Below are 17,203 nucleotides of genomic sequence, written 5' to 3'. Positions count from 1 at the left end.
AAAACGGGATGGCGGACAGGGCGATGGCCGCAGGTCGCGCGGTGCTGTGGCGGCCCTCATTCCGCTGCCACCTTGTGCTGCGCAACCGGTACAACCGGCGCGTCCACGATTTTCAGCGTCGCGCTAATCGATCCCTTGCGCCCATCCTCATAGGTCACTTCGGTCGTGGTCGAGACGCTTTCGGACCCGTCGTAAAGCGCCGCAATGATGTCGTGGAACTTCTCTTCGACAAACCCGCGCCGAACTTTCCGGGTGCGGGTCATTTCACCATCATCAGCATCCAGTTCCTTGTGCAGCACCACAAAGCGATGCACCTGGCAACCGGACAGCATTTCATCAGCTGCTACCGATTTGTTGACCTCTTCCACATGCGCCTTGATCGTCTCTAACACACGCGGATGGCCCGCCAGTTCCTGATAGGAGGCATAGGCCACGTTGTTGCGTTCCGCCCAGTTGCCGACCGCCGTCAGGTCAATATTGATGAAGGCCACACAGCGATCCTTGCCGTTTCCGAACAGAACGACCTCGAGAATATCGGGATAGAATTTCAGCTTGTTCTCGACATATTTCGGCGCAAACATGGACCCGTCGGCCATTTTGCCCACGTCCTTGGCGCGGTCGATGATCCGCAGATGGCCACTGCTTTCCTCGATAAACCCCGCATCACCCGTTGCCACCCAGCCTTCGGCATCTTTGGTTGATGCCGTGGAATCCGGGTTGTTGTAATATTCGACAAACACGCCGGGCGAGCGGTAGTGGATCTCGCCCTTGTCGTCGATCTTGATCTCAACATCCGGCGCGGGCACGCCAACCGTATCGGCCCGAACCTCACCATCCGGCTGTACTGTGATGAACACGGTTGCTTCGGTCTGACCGTAAAGCTGTTTCAGGTTAATGCCCAAAGATCGATAGAAATCAAAGATTTCCGGTCCGATCGCTTCACCCGCTGTATAGCCAACCCGGAACCGGCCATAGCCCAGCGTATCCTTGAGCGGCCCATAGACCAACAGGTTACCCAGCGCGTATTTCATCCGGTCGCCAAAGCCGACGGGTTTGCCATCCAGCAACTTGCCGCCCACCTTTTTGGCATGCGCCATGAAGTGATGGAACATGCGCTGTTTCAGCTTGCTCGCATCCTCCATCCGGATCATTACATTGGTCAGCTGGCTTTCAAACACGCGCGGCGGGGCGAAGAAATAGGTCGGCCCGATTTCGCGCAGATCGGTCATCATCGTGTCGGCGCTTTCCGGGCAGTTCACGCAGAACCCGCACCAATAGGCCTGACCGATGGAAAAGATGAAATCCCCAACCCATGCCATTGGTAGGTAGGAGAGGATATCTTCATCGCGGGTCAGATGGTCGAAGATCGCTGAATTCTTGGCGCTTTCGATCACGTTGCGGTTCGACAGAACCACCCCCTTGGGCTTGCCCGTTGTGCCCGAGGTATAAAGCATGACGCAGGTGTCGTTATAGGTGATCTCAGAGATGCGCTTGTCCAGCTCTGCATCAAACCGCTGATGTCCTGCCTGACCTTCGGCCATGAGGTCTTCCAGCGCGTTCATCTGGCTGTGGTCGTATTTCCGCATCCCTCGCTTGTCGGTATAGAGGATGTGCTTGATCTGGTGCACTTTTTCCTGAATTTCGATGACCTTGTCGACCTGTTCCTGATCACCGCAGACGACGTATTTCGCGCCGCAATGCTCCATCACATAGGTCATCTCTTCGGCGACTGCGTCCTGATACAGAGGCACCGGAATTGCACCGACCATCTGTGCCGCGACCATGGTCCAGTAATGCGCTGGCCGGTTGCGTCCGACCACGGCAATGTGGTCACCGCGCTCAACGCCAATTTCAAGAAATCCAAGAGCGAGCGCGCGAATTTCCTTGGCCGCTTCAGCCCAGGTCCAGCATTGCCAGATCCCAAATTCTTTTTCCCGATAGGCCGGGGCATCCCCGAACTGGGTCGCGTTGCGGTGTAGAAGCGCCGGAAGGGAGTGCAACCCTTCGGCGCCCGACTGCGTCTGAGCCAATCTTTTTCTCCTCCCCATCCGGCCTCCTCTAAGCCGGAAATGGCGGATCCGGGAAAGCCCCCGGATGCCAGTGCCCCGATTTGGGACACCCGCACGATCAGCGTCAAGTTTTGCCTGATGTTTTCTCAATTCTTACGAATTGTAACAGGTGCAGAAGGGTGATGTTACGTTTTGTACAATATGTACAAATGCAGACTGTTACGAGGAACCCGTTCGTCCCACGCAATTACCGTACCAAACAGGTCCTGTGTGCAGCAGGGACGCCGGACCGGCAAACAGAATTCGACCTTCGGCAGGTTGGCGCGGTTACTGATACTTAGCTTTTAATGCTGCTTTTTTAAAACGACCAACAGATGTTGAGCGCAACGTGTACAGCAACCCCAAAAGTTTCGTGTTCAAGGGCATTGTCTTATCGCGGTAAACGAGACTTGCCTCATAGGGCTTGTTGGCGTCGCAAAGTTCAATGATTTCACCTGCGGCCAAAACCATCTCTTCCATCAGGGTTTCTGCGGCTACTGCCTTGCTTGCCTCATCCTCGGAAATTGTTTTGTCTCTTTGGGACTTTCGCCGGAAATCCACAATGGCAGCGGGCACGTATTCAGTGACCCGATTTCTGAATCGCGTCATGTCAGAGCCATTGGCCTGAGTGCCGTCCGATTTGGTGTAGGAGTTGTAATCACCGTATAGGGCCAGGATCGTGCTCGTCTGGTGAAACAAAAGATCTTGCCGTGCAAAATCGAGTTCGACATAGCGATCAATTCGGGCCTGCTCTTCGATCATGACCGATACTGCAGTCTTCGCATCATCTGCTTTGGCACTATGAACCGCCAAAACAAATAAGGCCAAAATCAAAACAATCCTGGACACCCAAAGCTTTCCAACTCGACTTGCAATCATAACGAGGTACTCCTTCACCATTGAGAAAGCACTCGAACACTACCACAAATCGGCAAATAAATCCGCCAAGCCGAAATTCGGGCCGTTTGCGCCTGACGCCTTTTGAGCCCCTACAACCAATCCCGCAGGATCGGGATCAGGGGCACATCCGCGGCCGGCATGGGGTAATTGCGCAGGTCATTTGCGCGGACCCATTTCAGCGCCTGCCCCTCTTTCGACTGTGGGATGCCCTGCCATTTGCGGCAGGCGAACAGAGGCATCAGCAGGTGGAAATCATCATAGCTGTGGCTGGCGAAGGTCAGGGGGGCAAGGCACGAGGCCCAGGTGTCGATGCCCAGTTCCTCGTGCAATTCGCGGATCAGGGCGGCCTCGGGGGTTTCGCCGGGCTCGATCTTGCCGCCGGGAAACTCCCAAAGACCGGCCATGGATTTGCCCTCGGGGCGTTGGGCCAACAGCACCCGGCCCTCGATGTCGATCAGGGCGACAGCAGAGACCAACACGGTTTTCACGAGCGGTAATCCGCGTTGATCTCGATATATCCGTGCGTCAGATCGCAGGTCCAGACGGTGGAATTGCCTTCGCCCAGGCCCAGATCAACGGCGATGACCAGATCCTGACCTTTCATATAAGCGGCAGCTGCGTCTTCGCTGTAATCGGGGCTGACCCAGCCTTTTTCGGCCACAAGGATGTCGCCGAAGGAAATGCTCAGCAGGTCGCGGTCCGCCGCGGCACCGGATTTACCGATGGCCATGACGATACGACCCCAGTTCGGGTCTTCGCCCGCGATGGCGGTTTTGACCAGCGGAGAGTTGGCGATGGCAAGGCCGTGGATCTTGGCGTCAGCGTCTGTTGCGGCCCCTTTTACGCGGATTTCGACGAATTTCGTGGCACCTTCGCCATCGCGCACCACTTGCTGGGCCAGATCCAGCATCACGGCTTCCAACGCCTCGGCGAAAGCCGCGTTGCCGGTGGCGTCCACACCCGAAGCGCCGGTGGCGCACAGCAGCAGGCTGTCCGAGGTGGATGTATCGCTGTCCACGGTGATGCAGTTGAACGTCCGGTCTGTCTGCGCGCTCAGCATCGCCTGCAACGCTGATTGTTCGACCTGCGCGTCGGTGAAGATATAGACCAGCATCGTCGCCATATCTGGCGCAATCATGCCCGAACCCTTTGCAATCCCCGCAATAGAGACTGTTTTGCCATCAATTTCGACCTGCGCCACGGCCCCTTTCGGGAAGGTGTCCGTGGTCATGATCGCGCGTGCGGCATCTTCGATCGCGTGACGGCTGAGACCCGCCTTCAGCGTTTCAAGCTTGGCAATGATGCGGTCATGAGCCAGCGGCTCACCAATCACGCCGGTGGAGGAGGTAAAGACCCGCTCGACCGGAACACCAGTCGCCTTCGAGACGGCCTGCGTTACTTCGGCCACCGAGGTCTGACCATAATGCCCGGTAAAGGCATTGGCATTGCCCGAGTTCACCAGGATCGCCGCCGGGCCGTCACTGGGCCCGCCGATCTTGTCCTGACAATCCAGAACCGGTGCCGCCCGTGTGGCCGAACGGGTAAAGACCCCGGCCACAGATGTGCCCGGGTCCAGCACGGCCAGCATGACATCGGTGCGGCCCTGATATCGCACGCCCGCCGCGACGGTGGCGAACCGCACACCGTCAATTGCAGGCAAATCAGGGAAGGACGCTGGCGCCAGCGGCGAAACCTTGGTGATCTTGGCCACGGGGGTTACTCCTGAATCAGGTCCAGCTGGCGCAGGACTTCGGGTCCGGCACCTTCCAAAGCGGGGCGGTCGATCTGGGCCTGCTGTGTCAGTTCATCGATGCGCGCCTGAATGGCGTCCTGCTGAACGGTTTGTGCAAGCTCTTCGCGCACGGCGTCCAGCGCGGGCGCTTCGGTTTTGCGCTTGTCGTTCAGCTTGACCACATGCCAGCCGAACTGCGTCTGAACCGGGTCGGACACCTGCCCTTTTTCGAGCGCGACCACGGCTGTTTCGAATTCCGGTACCATCTGGCCCTTGCCGAACCAGCCCAGCGCGCCGCCATTGGGGCCGGACGGACCGGTGGAGTGCTCGCGCGCGAGTTCGGCGAAATCGGCGCCGTCATCAAGCTGCGCCTTGAGGTCGTTGGCCTGTTCTTCGGTCTCGACCAGAATGTGGCTGGCATCGAATTCGTCCTCACCCGCGAAATCGTTGTACTGCGCGTCGTAGGCTGCCTGAATGGCCTCGTCCGTGACAACGGTATCGGTCAGGGCTGTGACGGTCTGAACCGCCAGAAGTGAGCGTTCTTCATTTTTCAGCCGCAGCGTGTTCAGTTTGTTCAGCCCATCCTGCTGTTGCCCCAGCAATTGCTGCTGGATCAGCTGTTCCAGCACGAAGTCGAACAATACGTCATCTTCGGCCTGCTGGTATTGCGGCGGCAGGGCGGCAACGGTAGCGATCACGTGACCCAAAGTGATCTCATCCCCGTTCACACGCGCCACCACGGTGGATGCATCCGGCTGGGTTTCGGCGGCCAGCGGCAAGGCCATCATGGCGGTCAGAGCCAGCGATGGCAGAAAAGTGAGGCCTTTGGGCATTGAATCATCCTATTTCCTTGCCGCGGCAGGGCGCAGCGTTGACACTCTGGAACCTGCCGCTTACATCGCTTTGAAGCCTTGGACAGGGCCGCCTTTCACCCCCCGTATCTATGGGTTGCGCGCAAGGTGGGCAAGCCTGTCAAAAACCAAGACAAGAACAGATCCGCTGGAGTGAACATGCTGGGACTCGGAACGCTCGCCAAAAAGGTGTTCGGAACACCGAACGACCGCAAGATCAAGGCGGCCCGCCCCCTGATCGAAAAGATCAACGCGCTGGAACCCGAGTTCGAGAAGCTGTCCGATCAGGACCTGATCGACAAGACAGAAGACCTGCGCAAACGCGCGCTGGATGGCGAAAGCCTTGACGATCTGCTGCCCGAAGCCTTTGCCAACGTGCGCGAAGGTGCCCGCCGCGCGCTGGGGCTGCGCGCCTTTGACGTGCAGCTGATGGGCGGTGTTTTCCTGCATCAGGGCAACATCTCGGAAATGAAGACGGGTGAGGGCAAGACACTGGTCGCGACCTTCCCGGCGTATCTGAACGCGCTGACCGGCAAGGGCGTGCATGTGGTCACGGTGAACGAATACCTGGCCAAGCGCGACGCGGAATGGATGGGCAAGGTGTTTGCTGCCGTGGGCATGACCACCGGCGTGATCTGGTCGGGCCAGCCCGATGCAGAGAAACTGGCCGCCTATAAATGCGACATCACCTATGCCACCAACAACGAGCTGGGTTTTGACTATCTGCGCGACAACATGAAGGCCGATCTGGAGCAGGTTTACCAGAAACACCACAATTTCGCGATTGTGGACGAGGTCGATTCGATCCTGATCGACGAGGCGCGGACGCCGCTGATCATCTCGGGCCCGGCACAGGACCGCTCGAACCTGTATACCGCCATCGATGCGCTGATCCCGAGCCTGACCGACGAACACTACACGTTAGACGAAAAGGCCCGCAACGTGACCTTCACGGATGAGGGCAACGAGTTTCTGGAGCAACAACTGTTGGCTGCCGGTCTGATTCCCGAAGGCCATTCACTGTATGACCCGGAAAGCACGACCGTGGTGCATCACGTGAATCAGGGTCTGCGCGCGCACAAGCTGTTCCAGCGCGACAAGGATTACATCGTGCGCGACGGCAATGTCGTTCTGATCGACGAATTCACGGGCCGCATGATGCCGGGCCGCCGCCTGTCCGAGGGTCTGCACCAGGCCATCGAAGCCAAGGAAAACGTGCAGATTCAGCCCGAGAACGTGACGCTGGCCAGCGTGACCTTCCAGAACTATTTCCGCCTATACGAAAAGCTGGGCGGCATGACCGGGACCGCCCTGACCGAGGCCGAGGAATTTGCCGAGATTTATGGCCTGGGCGTGGTCGAGGTTCCGACCAACAAGCCGATTGCCCGTGTGGACGAGGACGATCAGGTCTATCGCACCGCCATGGAAAAATACGGCGCGATGATCGAAGAAACCAAGAAGGCGCAGGAAACGGGCCAGCCGGTCCTGCTGGGCACGACCTCGATCGAGAAATCGGAACTGCTGAGCCAGATGCTAACCAAGGAAGGCATCGCGCATAATGTTCTGAACGCCCGCCAGCACGAGCAGGAGGCGCAGATTGTCGCCGATGCGGGCCGTCTGGGCGCGGTGACCATCGCCACCAACATGGCCGGTCGCGGCACCGACATTCAGCTGGGCGGCAATGTCGAAATGAAGGTGCTGCAAGCGATGGCGGACAACCCCGAGGCTGATCCGTCAGACCTGCGTGCCGCAGAAGAAGCACGCCACGCGGAAGAAAAAGAAAAGGTTCTGGCCGCAGGAGGCCTTTATGTGATGGCGTCCGAACGCCACGAAAGTCGCCGCATCGACAACCAGCTGCGCGGCCGTTCGGGCCGTCAGGGCGACCCGGGTCGTACCGTGTTCTACCTGAGCCTTGAAGACGACCTGATGCGCATCTTTGGCTCGGAACGGCTGGACAAGGTGCTGACCACGCTGGGCATGAAAGAAGGCGAGGCGATCATTCACCCCTGGGTGAACAAGTCGCTGGAACGCGCGCAGTCCAAGGTCGAGGGCCGCAACTTCGACATGCGCAAGAACGTTCTGAAATTCGACGACGTGATGAACGATCAGCGCAAGGTAATCTTTAGCCAGCGCCGCGAAATCATGTCGGCCAATGACCTGTCCGAGATCGTCTCGGATATGCGCGAGCAGGTGATTGACGATCTCATTGACGAATACATGCCGCCGAAATCCTATGCGGATCAGTGGGATACCGACGGTCTGCATGCGGCGATCAAGGACAAGCTGACCATCGACGCCCCGGTTCAGGACTGGGCTGCCGAAGAAGGCGTGGATGACGAGCAAGTGCGGGAGCGCTTGGTTAAGGCCGCAGATGAGATGATGGCCCAGAAGGCGGTTGCCTTTGGTCCCGAAAACATGCGCAACATCGAAAAGCAGGTGCTGTTGCAGACCATCGATGCCAAATGGCGCGAGCATCTGCTGACGCTGGAACACTTGCGCTCGGTCGTGGGTTTCCGCGGCTATGCCCAGCGCGATCCGCTGAACGAATACAAAAACGAAAGCTTCCAGCTGTTCGAAACCATGCTGGACGGTTTGCGGGAAACCGTGACACAGCAATTGTCGCGCGTGCGGCCGCTGACCGAAGAAGAGCAGAAGGAAATGCTGGCGCAGATGGCGGCGCAACAGGCGCAGGCACAACAGGCCGTGGACAAAGCCGCAAGCCAAGCCGAGGCCAAGGCCGAAGCGGCGGCGTCAGGCGATGCCCTGCCGGGGTTTGATGAGGGCGATCCGTCAACCTGGGGTAACCCGTCGCGAAACGACCTGTGCCCCTGCGGATCCGGAAAGAAGTTCAAACACTGCCACGGCAGATTGACCTAACGTTAACACCCTTTCATCACAATGAGTCCGTCTCGCGGCCACAAATTGGCCGCGATTGGTGGCGAGAGTGCAAGCTGCTCCTTCAACTGGGGAGGGTGTCTTGTTTGTAGTTCGCAACTACGTAACCATGTGCGGAACGGTCGCTTGTGCCCTGGGCATAGGCTATCTGATGCAGAACGGACCGGCTGCGCAGCAGAACCGCGCGCAGGGCGGTGTCGATGTGGCCTCTGTTGCCGATCAGTCTTCGATTCTGTCGGGACTGGACGGTATCGTGCTGACGTCGGCTACAGTATCAGATGCCGATCCGGTCACTGTTACACCGGCACCCCGCGCTGTACCCACTGCCCCCAAGACATCGAACTGCCGGATCAGCGCGCACGCAAACGCAGCACCCGGTGCCTTGGCACACTTGTCGCTGAAAGCGCCCTGCCACAAGAACGAGCGGATTGAAATTCACCATAGCGGCCTGACTGTTAGCCAGATGACGGATGCCAGCGGCGCGCTGGATATGGCGATCCCGGCCCTTTCGGAATATGCGATTTTCCTGTTTTCCTTCGAAGATGAAACAGGCACCGTCGCCACCACTCACGTCCCCGAAATCGCCGGTTTTGATCGTGTTGTCCTGCAATGGCAGGGTGATACCGAGTTGCAGATTCACGCGCTGGAATTTGGCGCCAGCTATGGCGCGGATGGCCATGTCTGGGATGACGCATCTGCCGAAGGCGCCGGTAAGGTTATGCGCTTGGGTCAATCCGATTCCGGGATTACTCAGAATATCGAAGTGTATTCTTTCCCGGCCAGCACTTCGGATCAGTCGGGCACGATTGACCTGACCGTCGAGGCCGAAGTGACCGATGCAAACTGCGGCCACACGCTGAACGTGCAGTCGCTGGAGCTGTTGTCGGACCGCCGCCTGCGGTCGCGCGACATGTCCGTGACCTTGCCGGATTGTTCGCGCTCGGGCGAGTTTCTGGTGTTGAATAATCTGCTCTCAGACCTGACAATCGCGGCAAAGTAATCCGCAGGCAGGCTTGAACCTCTTATGACATTTTTCCGTGTGGCGGTGGCTGCGCTGTTTTCCGTGGCGGTGGCGACCGGTGCTTTTGGGCAGGACATCACGTTGACCTCGCATGATGGCAAGGTCGAAGTGACAGGCAATCTGCTGAGCTTTGACGGTGAGTTTTATCGCGTCGATACGCAATTCGGGACGTTGACCGTGGATGGTTCCGGCGTCACATGCGAGGGACCCGCCTGCCCCAACCTGATCGATTTCGTCGCCGAAGTGCAGTTTTCCGGATCATCGGTGATGGCCGAAACGGTGCTGCCCGCCCTGATCATCGGCTTTGCCCGTCAGGAAGACCTGACCGCGACCCCCGCCCGCGTGGATGAGGACACCTTTATTTACGAGTTGCATCAGGCAGGCCGGTCGGCGCCGCTTGCGCGGTTTTTCTTTGACGTGGGCACCACGGATCGCGGGTTCAGCGACCTGATCGCAGACCGGGCGGATATCGTGATGGCCCTGCGCGAGATGCGCGAGGCCGAGCGGGAGGCTGCCGAAGCTGCGGGGTTGGGTGATCTGAAGCGCGCCCGTCGGTCGCGGGTCATTGCACTGGATGCCATGGTCCCGGTCGTGGCCCCCGACAGCGTGATGCGGCAGGTTTCGCTGGCGGACCTGGCCCGCATTCTGTCCGGAGAGGTCAGCAACTGGGCGCAGCTGGGTGGGCCGGATGCCCCTATTGCACTGCATGTGCCAGAGGCCGGGTCGGGGCTGGCGCAGGCGGTCGAGGATCAGGTTCTGAAAACCGCCGGTGTGGACCTGACCGATACGGCGATCCACCACAAACGCATACATGACCTGACCGCGGCCGTGGCTAAGGATCCGTTCTCCATCGGGATCGCCAGCAAGGCATCGGCCCATGGCACCCGCGCTTTGCCGTTGACCGGCGGGTGCGGGCATCCGCTGGCCGCGACCCGCCAGTCGATCAAGACTGAAGATTACCCACTGAATATGCCCATGTTCCTGTATCTGCCGGAACGACGCCTGCCCCGGATTGCGCGGCAGTTTCTGGCCTATAGCCAAAGCCCCGATGCGCAGATGGCCATACGTGACGCTGGATATGTGGATCAATCTGCTGAAACCCTGCCGGTTGGCGTACAGGGGGACCGGCTTGCCAATGCGGTCGTCACTGGTGGAACTGAGGTCGGACTTGAGGAGTTGCAGCGCATGATCAAGACCCTGCGCCCCTTGTCGCGCCTGTCCCTGTCGGTTCGGTTCGAACCCGGATCGTCCCGTCCGGACGCGCAGTCACGCGCCAATATTCAGCAACTGGCACAAATGCTGGACGCGGGTACGTTGCAGGCGCGCAAGGTGGTGTTTGCAGGCTTCAGCGATGGGGACGGGGGTGCCGTTTCAAATGCCCGCATCGCCCTACGGCGCGCGCAAACCGTGCGAAACGCGGTTATCGCCGCGCTTGAAGCCCCGATCCCTGATAGTATCACGGTCACCGCCGAAGGATTTGGTGAAGCGATGCCCATGGCCTGCGATGACACCGAATGGGGCCGCAAGGTCAACCGGCGGGTCGAGATTTGGGTGCAGTAGCCGCTAGAGATACCCTTCGGAACGAAAGCTGAGCTCGGTCGATTTGCCGATGATCAGGTGGTCATGCAGGGTCAGCCCCAGGGCGGAGCAGGCATCCTGAATGCGGTTGGTCATGTCGATATCTGACTGTGACGGCGTTGGGTCGCCCGAAGGATGGTTGTGCACCAATATCAGGGCCGAGGCATTCAGTTCCAACGCCCGTTTCGCCACTTCGCGCGGATAGACCGGCACGTGATCCACGGTGCCTTTGGCCTGTTCCTCATCCGCGATCAGGACGTTCTTGCGATCCAGATAGAAAACGCGAAATTGCTCGGTCTCGCGATGCGCCATTGTCGTGTGGCAATAATCCAGCAGCGCGTCCCAGCTGGATATTACGTGTCGTTGCATCACCCGCGCCCGTGCCATCCGATGCGCGCAGGCTTCGAGGATTTTCAGATCGGTGATAACCGTATCACCAACGCCCTTGATCTGCCGCAGCCGTTCTTCGGGTGCCGTCAACACACGGTTGAAATCGCCAAAGGCATTCATCAATGCCCGCGCCAATGGTTTCACATCCTGCCGAGGGATGGACCGGAACAAAACCAGTTCCAGCAACTCATAATCCGGGATCGCTGCGGATCCGCCCGCCATGAACCGTTCGCGCAGCCGCTTGCGATGGTCTTTGATGTAGGAGGGTAACCGACCATTCGGCAGCGGCTGCGCTGGCGCTTCGTCCGTATCAAACAGCATGGGGTCATCGGCAAAGGCGTCCTGTGTCATGCGTTTACCCTGACGCAGAATCACTTTCCGAAAGGTTAATGAGCCTCTCCTGCCATACGCGCGGTGGCGCGGCGGACAATCATGTGCAGAAGGATCGAAAATACGCCCAGCGTCAGCATCGCCGCAAACATCAGGTCCGTCTTGGCACGGCCATTGGCCAGCAGCATCAGATATCCCAGACCTTGCGATGAACCGACCCATTCACCGATCACGGCACCGATCGGCGCATACACCGCCGCCAGCCTCATCCCCGAGGCCAGAGACGGCAACGCCGCAGGGATACGGATGTGCCACAACACAGTGCGCTTGCTGGCCTGCATCGTGCGCGCAAGGTCCAGATACCCCTGCGGTGTCCGCATCAAACCGTCAAAAAAGGACGACGTGATCGGGAAATAGATGATCAGGACCGCCATCGCGACCTTGGACAACAGGCCATAACCCAGCCACAGGGTCAGCAACGGGGCCAGTGCAAAGACCGGCAGGGCCTGCGTGAACACCAGCATTGGCTGCACCAAAACTCGTGCGACGCGGGAATTGGCCAGCTGCAATGCAGTGACAACGCCAAGCAGCGTGCCGCAGGCAAGGCCGATAATGACCTCAATGGCTGTGATCCAGGTGTGTTCGGCAATCAGCCAGCGGTTCTGCCACCAGGTCTCGGCAACCACCACGGGGCCGGGCAGGATGAACTTTGGCAATCCGGTCAGGGTCACGGTCCCCTGCCAGATGGCAAGGGCAAACAGGGTTGCTGCCAGAACAGAGAGGGACTTCATACCCCGCCCTCCCGCAGCAGCCGCAAAAGCGCGCCTTGTGTTTCCAGCGTCTGCAAATCATCGACGCTGCGCGGGGCTGGAGCAACCGGCGGATCGCACGGTGTCAGCCCGTGCTGTGTCATGACGACGATGGATTGCCCCAGACGCGCGGCCTCGCCCGGATCGTGGGTTACCAGAAGGACAGTGCGGCCCCGCAGCGCCTCGGCAGCCAGATCCTGCATATCGGCACGGGTTCGGGCATCAAGGGCTGAAAAGGGTTCATCCAGCAACACAATCGGCCGGTCTTCCATCAAGGTGCGGGCCAGTGCCACACGTTGCCGCTGCCCGCCCGAAAGCTCGGGCGGTTTCTTGGTCATATGGTCCTGCAAGCGCATCCGTTCGATCAGGCGGTCGCGCCGGTCAACGTCAACTTTCTCGCCCCGCAGCCGCGCGCCCAGTGAGACGTTTTGCGCAACACTCGCCCAAGGCAGCAACAGGTCGTCCTGCGCCATATAAGCAACCCGGTCTGAAACCGACTGGCCATCGCTGGCGGTGATCCGGCCCGTGAATTCAGCCCCGGTTTCCAGCCCGGCAATCAACCGCAAAACCGTGGTTTTGCCAACACCCGATCCACCCAACAGACAGGTCCACGCCCCTGCGTCAAGCGTCAGGGTCAGCGGCGCGAACAGAGTCGCGCCATCGATCATGGCTGTGCCGCTGATGGTCAGATCGGGCGCCGGGGTCATGGGGTCAGACCCATCTGCCAGAAATTGACTTCCAACTCCGTGGCCGTGCGGAACGTCCTGCACAGACGATCCCAGCGAGGCGACGTTTGGAAATCCGCCCCAATCCGCCTTGTTAGAGCCGAATCCAGCAATTCGCCCACGGCGGTGCAGGCGTTCTGGTAGCCCTCGTCCGCGTAGGTATCGATCCAGCCACGATAGGTCGTTGATGTTGCCTCCTCAGCCAAGCGGGTGCCTATCTCACCATATCCCATGACGCAGGGTGCAAGTGCTGCCAGAAGATCCAGCAGATCACCGCTATAGCCCGCCTCGAGAACAAAGCGGGTATAGGCCAGATTCTCGGGCCGTTCCGGCGTTGCAAACAGATCGGACTGCGAAATGCCTTCTGCTTCGCAAATACCGATATGCAGCTTCATCTCTTCGCTGATCAGGCCGTTCACGGTACGCGACGCTGCCAGCATTTCCGCATGTGTTTCCGATTTCACCACGGCCAGCGCCCAGGCGCGCGCAAAATGGATCAGGAACACGTAATCCTGACGCAGATAGTGCAGGAACGCCGGGCGTGGCAGGGTGCCGTCTTTCAGGGCTTCGACAAAAGCGTGGCGGGTGTAATCCCGCCACGGCCCCTGCGCCGCATCGCGCATCAGCGCAAAGGCTTTGCCATAATCGCTCATTGCGCGGTTACGTCGATGGCAATGTCACTGACGGGCAGGACGGTGTCGATCATGCCGCTGTCGTTCAGGAATGCCTCGAACCGGGCATAACGGCCAGCGTCAAACCCGGCGGGACGCAGGGCAAAGCGCGGCAGCGTGTCGACCCATGCGCGTGCATTCAGCTCGTCCTGCAGTTCGGGTGAAGTGGCTGAGAAGACCTCCCAGCTTTTTTCCGGGTTGTTGACGATGTACTGAGTCGCTTTTTCGGTCGCGGCCAGGAAACGGGCGATCTTGTCTTTGTCCATCGTATCGGGGTTGGCGACATAGATCAGTTCGTCATAAGACGGCACGCCTTCTTCCTCGATATAGAAACAGGTGCCGGGGCGGCCTTCGATATCCATCTGGTTCAGCTCGAAGTTGCGATAGGCGCCGATCACCGCATCCACCTGACCGGTCATCAGCGAGGGCGAGAGCGAGAAATTCACGTTGATCATCTCAACATCATCCAGCGCGACGTCGTATTTGCCAAGCACGGTGCTGAGAATGGCCTCTTCCACACCGGCGACGGAAAAGCCGATTTTCTTGCCTTTGAGGTCAGCGGGCGATTTGATCGGGCCGTCTTTCAGAACCAGCAGGCAGTTCAGGGGCGTCGCGACCAGCGTGCCGACCCGTTTCAGCGGCAGCCCTTCGTGGATCTGCAAATGCAGTTGCGGTTGATAGGATACCGCCAGATCCGCCTGACCGGCAGCCACCAGACGCGGCGGTGCGGATGGGTCGGCGGGGGCAACGACTTCGACCTGCAACCCCTGTTCGGCGAAATAGCCGTTTTCCTGCGCCACGATGATGGGCCCGTGGTCAGGGTTGATAAACCAGTCCAGAAGGACGGTCATTTTGTCTTCGGCCCAGGCTGGCGCGGCGGCCAGAAGGGCAAGGGCTGTCATCAGCTTTTTCATATCTCACGTTTCCTTTTCTCAAGAGGCTGAGGCCGCGACGAGCACAATCTCGCCCGGCCAAATCGGTTGGATTTTCTCGGCAGCGCGCCATGCGCGCAGCCCGGTGGCACAGCAAAGGGCGAGGCGTTGCCCCTTGTTTGGGTCTATTTTTTGTATTTCTTCGGGTGAAATGCGCGTTGCATTCGGGTGAGCCGGAACCGGAGCTTCGTTCGGGTCACGCAGTTCGATAATCTGGTCTGTCTCCCTCAACTGACTGGCAGCGAGAAAGCGGAAACAGCTTGACGGTTCCGGCGCGTCATCAAAACGAAACCCGGTGCTGCGTAGGGTTCGCGCATCATATTGCACCATCTGCCCTAGGGGTGATGGGTCAAGCGGCAAGATCAGGCTCAGCGCCATCTGCGCCTGAATGGACCCGATCACACCGACAACGGGACCCAGAACACCCGCCGTGGCGCAGCTTGCGCCACTTTCCGGTGCGTCGGGGAAAACGGCACGCAGAGAAGGCGCACCGCCGCAGAAGCCGCCCACATATCCTGAAAGCCCCAGCACCGAGGCGCTGATCAGTGGCTTGCCTTGTGCCAGACAGGTATCCGACAGCATATAACTGACCGCATAGCTGTCAGCACAATCCAGGATAATATCCGCCTGCGACACCAGATTGGGTGCATATTCCCCTGTTAGAGCCTGTTTCTTGGCAATCACATCGATTTCGGCGTTCAACGCACGGCATCGGTCAGCGGCGCGTTCAGCCTTTGACTGCCCGCAATCTGTTTCGGAAAACATTGTCTGGCGATGCAGGTTCGACAAATCGACGATGTCACCATCTACAATCGTGATATGCCCCACCCCGGCCCCGGCCAATAGTGGCAGTAGCGGCGCGGCCAGACCACCTGCGCCGACCACCAGAACACGGGCCGCAGTCAGGCGGGCCTGTCCTTCGATCCCAACCTCGGGCAGCAGCGTTTGGCGGACATACCGGCTCATCTCGTGACCTCGATCCAGGCACGCACCCGCGCTTCGGGGTCGGTGTTCAGCGTGATGTCCGTGACGGCCGAGACAATGTCGGCCCCTGCTGCCAGCACCCCTGCTGCGCGCTCGACGCTCATGCCGCCAATACCGACCAGAGGAATGTTGCCAACCCGCGCCTTCCATTCGGCCACGCGGGGAAGGCCCTGCTGATGCCATTTCATCTTTTTCAGGATGGTCGGATAGACCGGGCCCAGCGCCACGTAATCAGGATCCATGGCCAGAACCCGCTCAAGCTCATCATCGTCATGAGTGGAAACACCCAGCTTTAGACCCGCTTTTCGGATCGCTTTCAGATCAGCATCATCCAGATCTTCTTGCCCCAGATGAACCCAGTCGCAGCCCAGATCGATGGCGAGTTGCCAGTAATCGTTGATCACCAGAACCGCCCCGTAGTCGCGGCACAGATCGAGCGAGGCGGCAATCTGATCGCGCACCACCTCAACCGGTTGATCCTTGATACGCAGCTGCATCAGCTTGACACCCAGGGGCAGCATCCGCCGCAGCCAGTCCGAGTGATCGAAGATCGGATAGAAACGGTCCAGCGTCATGACAGGAAGGCCTTTCCAACAACAGGGGTCGAAGGCTCGGCCATATCACGCGCCTCGACCGGGTCTGCCTGATGGGCCAGTTGTCCGGCATGGATTGCCTGCGCCATCGCCTTTGCCATCAGAACGGGATCACCGGCACGGGCCACAGCTGTGTTCAGCAGAACGGCATCATAGCCCAGTTCCATTGCGTGGGCCGCGTGGCTGGGCAGGCCGATCCCGGCATCCACCACCAGCGGCGTGTCAGGGAACTCGGCCCGCATCGACCGCAGGGCGTACTCGTTGTTCAGCCCACGCCCAGACCCGATAGGCGCGCCCCACGGCATCAGCACTTCGCACCCCGCGTCCAGCAGGCGTTCGCCCACGATCAGATCATCGGTGGTATAGGGAAACACCTCAAACCCGTCTTCGGTCAGGATTCGCGCAGCCTCGACCAGCTGGAACACATCCGGCTGCAAACTGTCGGTGTGGCCAATCAGTTCCAGCTTGATCCATTTGGTGTCAAACACTTCGCGCGCCATATGGGCTGTGGTCACCGCCTCTTTCACCGTATGACAGCCAGCCGTATTTGGCATGATCAGGACACCAAGCTCGCGGATCATCTGCCAGAATGTCTGCCCTGCGCCGGATTCCCGCCGCAGCGATACCGTGGCAACCGCCGCACCGCTTTCACGAAAGGCCTGTTCCAGAATGGCGGGGCTGGGATATTGGGCGGTGCCCAGCATCAGCGGGTTCGGCAACTCGATGCCGTAGAACGTTCTCATC

The 17,203-nt window shown here is 59.5% G+C and carries 16 protein-coding genes; 3 read left to right on the top strand and 13 right to left on the bottom strand.

Annotated features, from left to right (window positions below; genetic code table 11):
- Nucleotides 1-56: 56 nt before the first annotated feature.
- The 5 genes from ACR0BF_RS10035 to ACR0BF_RS10015 all read right to left on the bottom strand — a co-directional run bounded on the left by ACR0BF_RS10035 (nt 57) and on the right by ACR0BF_RS10015 (nt 5,513).
- Complete coding sequence (locus tag ACR0BF_RS10035; RefSeq protein ID WP_480606714.1) at nt 57-2,048, bottom strand: AMP-binding protein; 1,992 nt, start codon at nt 2,046-2,048, stop codon at nt 57-59.
- Between the two features lie 288 nt (nt 2,049-2,336).
- On the bottom strand, nt 2,337-2,927 hold the full coding sequence (locus ACR0BF_RS10030) for a hypothetical protein (protein ID WP_480493996.1): 591 nt from the start codon (nt 2,925-2,927) through the stop codon (nt 2,337-2,339).
- Between the two features lie 110 nt (nt 2,928-3,037).
- Nucleotides 3,038-3,436, bottom strand: coding sequence for an 8-oxo-dGTP diphosphatase MutT (gene mutT / locus ACR0BF_RS10025; RefSeq protein ID WP_267363933.1), 399 nt, complete (start codon nt 3,434-3,436; stop codon nt 3,038-3,040).
- Nucleotides 3,433-4,659 (bottom strand): bifunctional glutamate N-acetyltransferase/amino-acid acetyltransferase ArgJ, encoded by a 1,227-nt coding sequence (argJ, locus tag ACR0BF_RS10020; RefSeq protein ID WP_480493997.1) that lies wholly within the window; start codon nt 4,657-4,659, stop codon nt 3,433-3,435. Before argJ ends, mutT begins: the two co-directional genes overlap by 4 nt.
- A 5-nt stretch (nt 4,660-4,664) precedes the next feature.
- Complete coding sequence (locus ACR0BF_RS10015) at nt 4,665-5,513, bottom strand: peptidylprolyl isomerase (RefSeq protein WP_267363935.1); 849 nt, start codon at nt 5,511-5,513, stop codon at nt 4,665-4,667.
- Nucleotides 5,514-5,690: 177 nt separating this feature from the next.
- Here ACR0BF_RS10015 and secA point away from each other — a divergent pair, with 177 nt between their 5' ends.
- From secA to ACR0BF_RS10000, 3 genes are all read left to right on the top strand, one after another.
- The gene (gene secA, locus ACR0BF_RS10010; protein WP_480624818.1) at nt 5,691-8,408 is read left to right on the top strand and encodes a preprotein translocase subunit SecA; all 2,718 of its coding nucleotides are present in this window, start codon (nt 5,691-5,693) and stop codon (nt 8,406-8,408) included.
- 100 nt (nt 8,409-8,508) lie between these two features.
- Complete coding sequence (locus tag ACR0BF_RS10005) at nt 8,509-9,426, top strand: hypothetical protein (protein WP_480624817.1); 918 nt, start codon at nt 8,509-8,511, stop codon at nt 9,424-9,426.
- 24 nt (nt 9,427-9,450) lie between these two features.
- Nucleotides 9,451-11,007, top strand: coding sequence for a phosphate ABC transporter substrate-binding/OmpA family protein (locus ACR0BF_RS10000; protein ID WP_480624816.1), 1,557 nt, complete (start codon nt 9,451-9,453; stop codon nt 11,005-11,007).
- Between the two features lie 3 nt (nt 11,008-11,010).
- On the opposite strand, the gene radC is transcribed toward ACR0BF_RS10000, so the two are convergent.
- Genes radC through ACR0BF_RS09960 form a run of 8 tightly spaced genes read right to left on the bottom strand, consistent with a single transcriptional unit; the run spans nt 11,011 to nt 17,202 of the window.
- Nucleotides 11,011-11,766 (bottom strand): RadC family protein, encoded by a 756-nt coding sequence (radC, locus tag ACR0BF_RS09995; protein ID WP_480624815.1) that lies wholly within the window; start codon nt 11,764-11,766, stop codon nt 11,011-11,013.
- A 35-nt stretch (nt 11,767-11,801) separates the two neighbouring features.
- Nucleotides 11,802-12,536 carry an ABC transporter permease gene (locus tag ACR0BF_RS09990; protein WP_480624814.1) on the bottom strand — a complete coding sequence of 245 codons (735 nt, stop codon included), beginning with the start codon at nt 12,534-12,536 and terminating at the stop codon, nt 11,802-11,804.
- Nucleotides 12,533-13,261 (bottom strand): ABC transporter ATP-binding protein, encoded by a 729-nt coding sequence (locus tag ACR0BF_RS09985; RefSeq protein ID WP_480554331.1) that lies wholly within the window; start codon nt 13,259-13,261, stop codon nt 12,533-12,535. Before ACR0BF_RS09985 ends, ACR0BF_RS09990 begins: the two co-directional genes overlap by 4 nt.
- Nucleotides 13,258-13,932, bottom strand: coding sequence for a thiaminase II (tenA, locus tag ACR0BF_RS09980; RefSeq protein WP_480624813.1), 675 nt, complete (start codon nt 13,930-13,932; stop codon nt 13,258-13,260). Before tenA ends, ACR0BF_RS09985 begins: the two co-directional genes overlap by 4 nt.
- Nucleotides 13,929-14,864 (bottom strand): ABC transporter substrate-binding protein, encoded by a 936-nt coding sequence (locus ACR0BF_RS09975; protein WP_480474352.1) that lies wholly within the window; start codon nt 14,862-14,864, stop codon nt 13,929-13,931. Before ACR0BF_RS09975 ends, tenA begins: the two co-directional genes overlap by 4 nt.
- Before the next feature lie 18 nt (nt 14,865-14,882).
- Complete coding sequence (locus ACR0BF_RS09970; RefSeq protein ID WP_480624812.1) at nt 14,883-15,848, bottom strand: ThiF family adenylyltransferase; 966 nt, start codon at nt 15,846-15,848, stop codon at nt 14,883-14,885.
- Nucleotides 15,845-16,441 carry a thiamine phosphate synthase gene (locus ACR0BF_RS09965; protein WP_480518176.1) on the bottom strand — a complete coding sequence of 199 codons (597 nt, stop codon included), beginning with the start codon at nt 16,439-16,441 and terminating at the stop codon, nt 15,845-15,847. The genes ACR0BF_RS09970 and ACR0BF_RS09965 overlap by 4 nt, the downstream gene beginning before the upstream one ends.
- Nucleotides 16,438-17,202 carry a thiazole synthase gene (locus ACR0BF_RS09960; protein WP_480518178.1) on the bottom strand — a complete coding sequence of 255 codons (765 nt, stop codon included), beginning with the start codon at nt 17,200-17,202 and terminating at the stop codon, nt 16,438-16,440. Before ACR0BF_RS09960 ends, ACR0BF_RS09965 begins: the two co-directional genes overlap by 4 nt.
- Nucleotide 17,203: the final 1 nt, after the last annotated feature.

The organism is Ruegeria sp. AG7 (genome assembly GCF_056541545.1).
The sequence above is the reverse complement of the archived record's forward strand: the minus strand, read 5'-3'. Positions and strand labels throughout refer to the sequence as shown.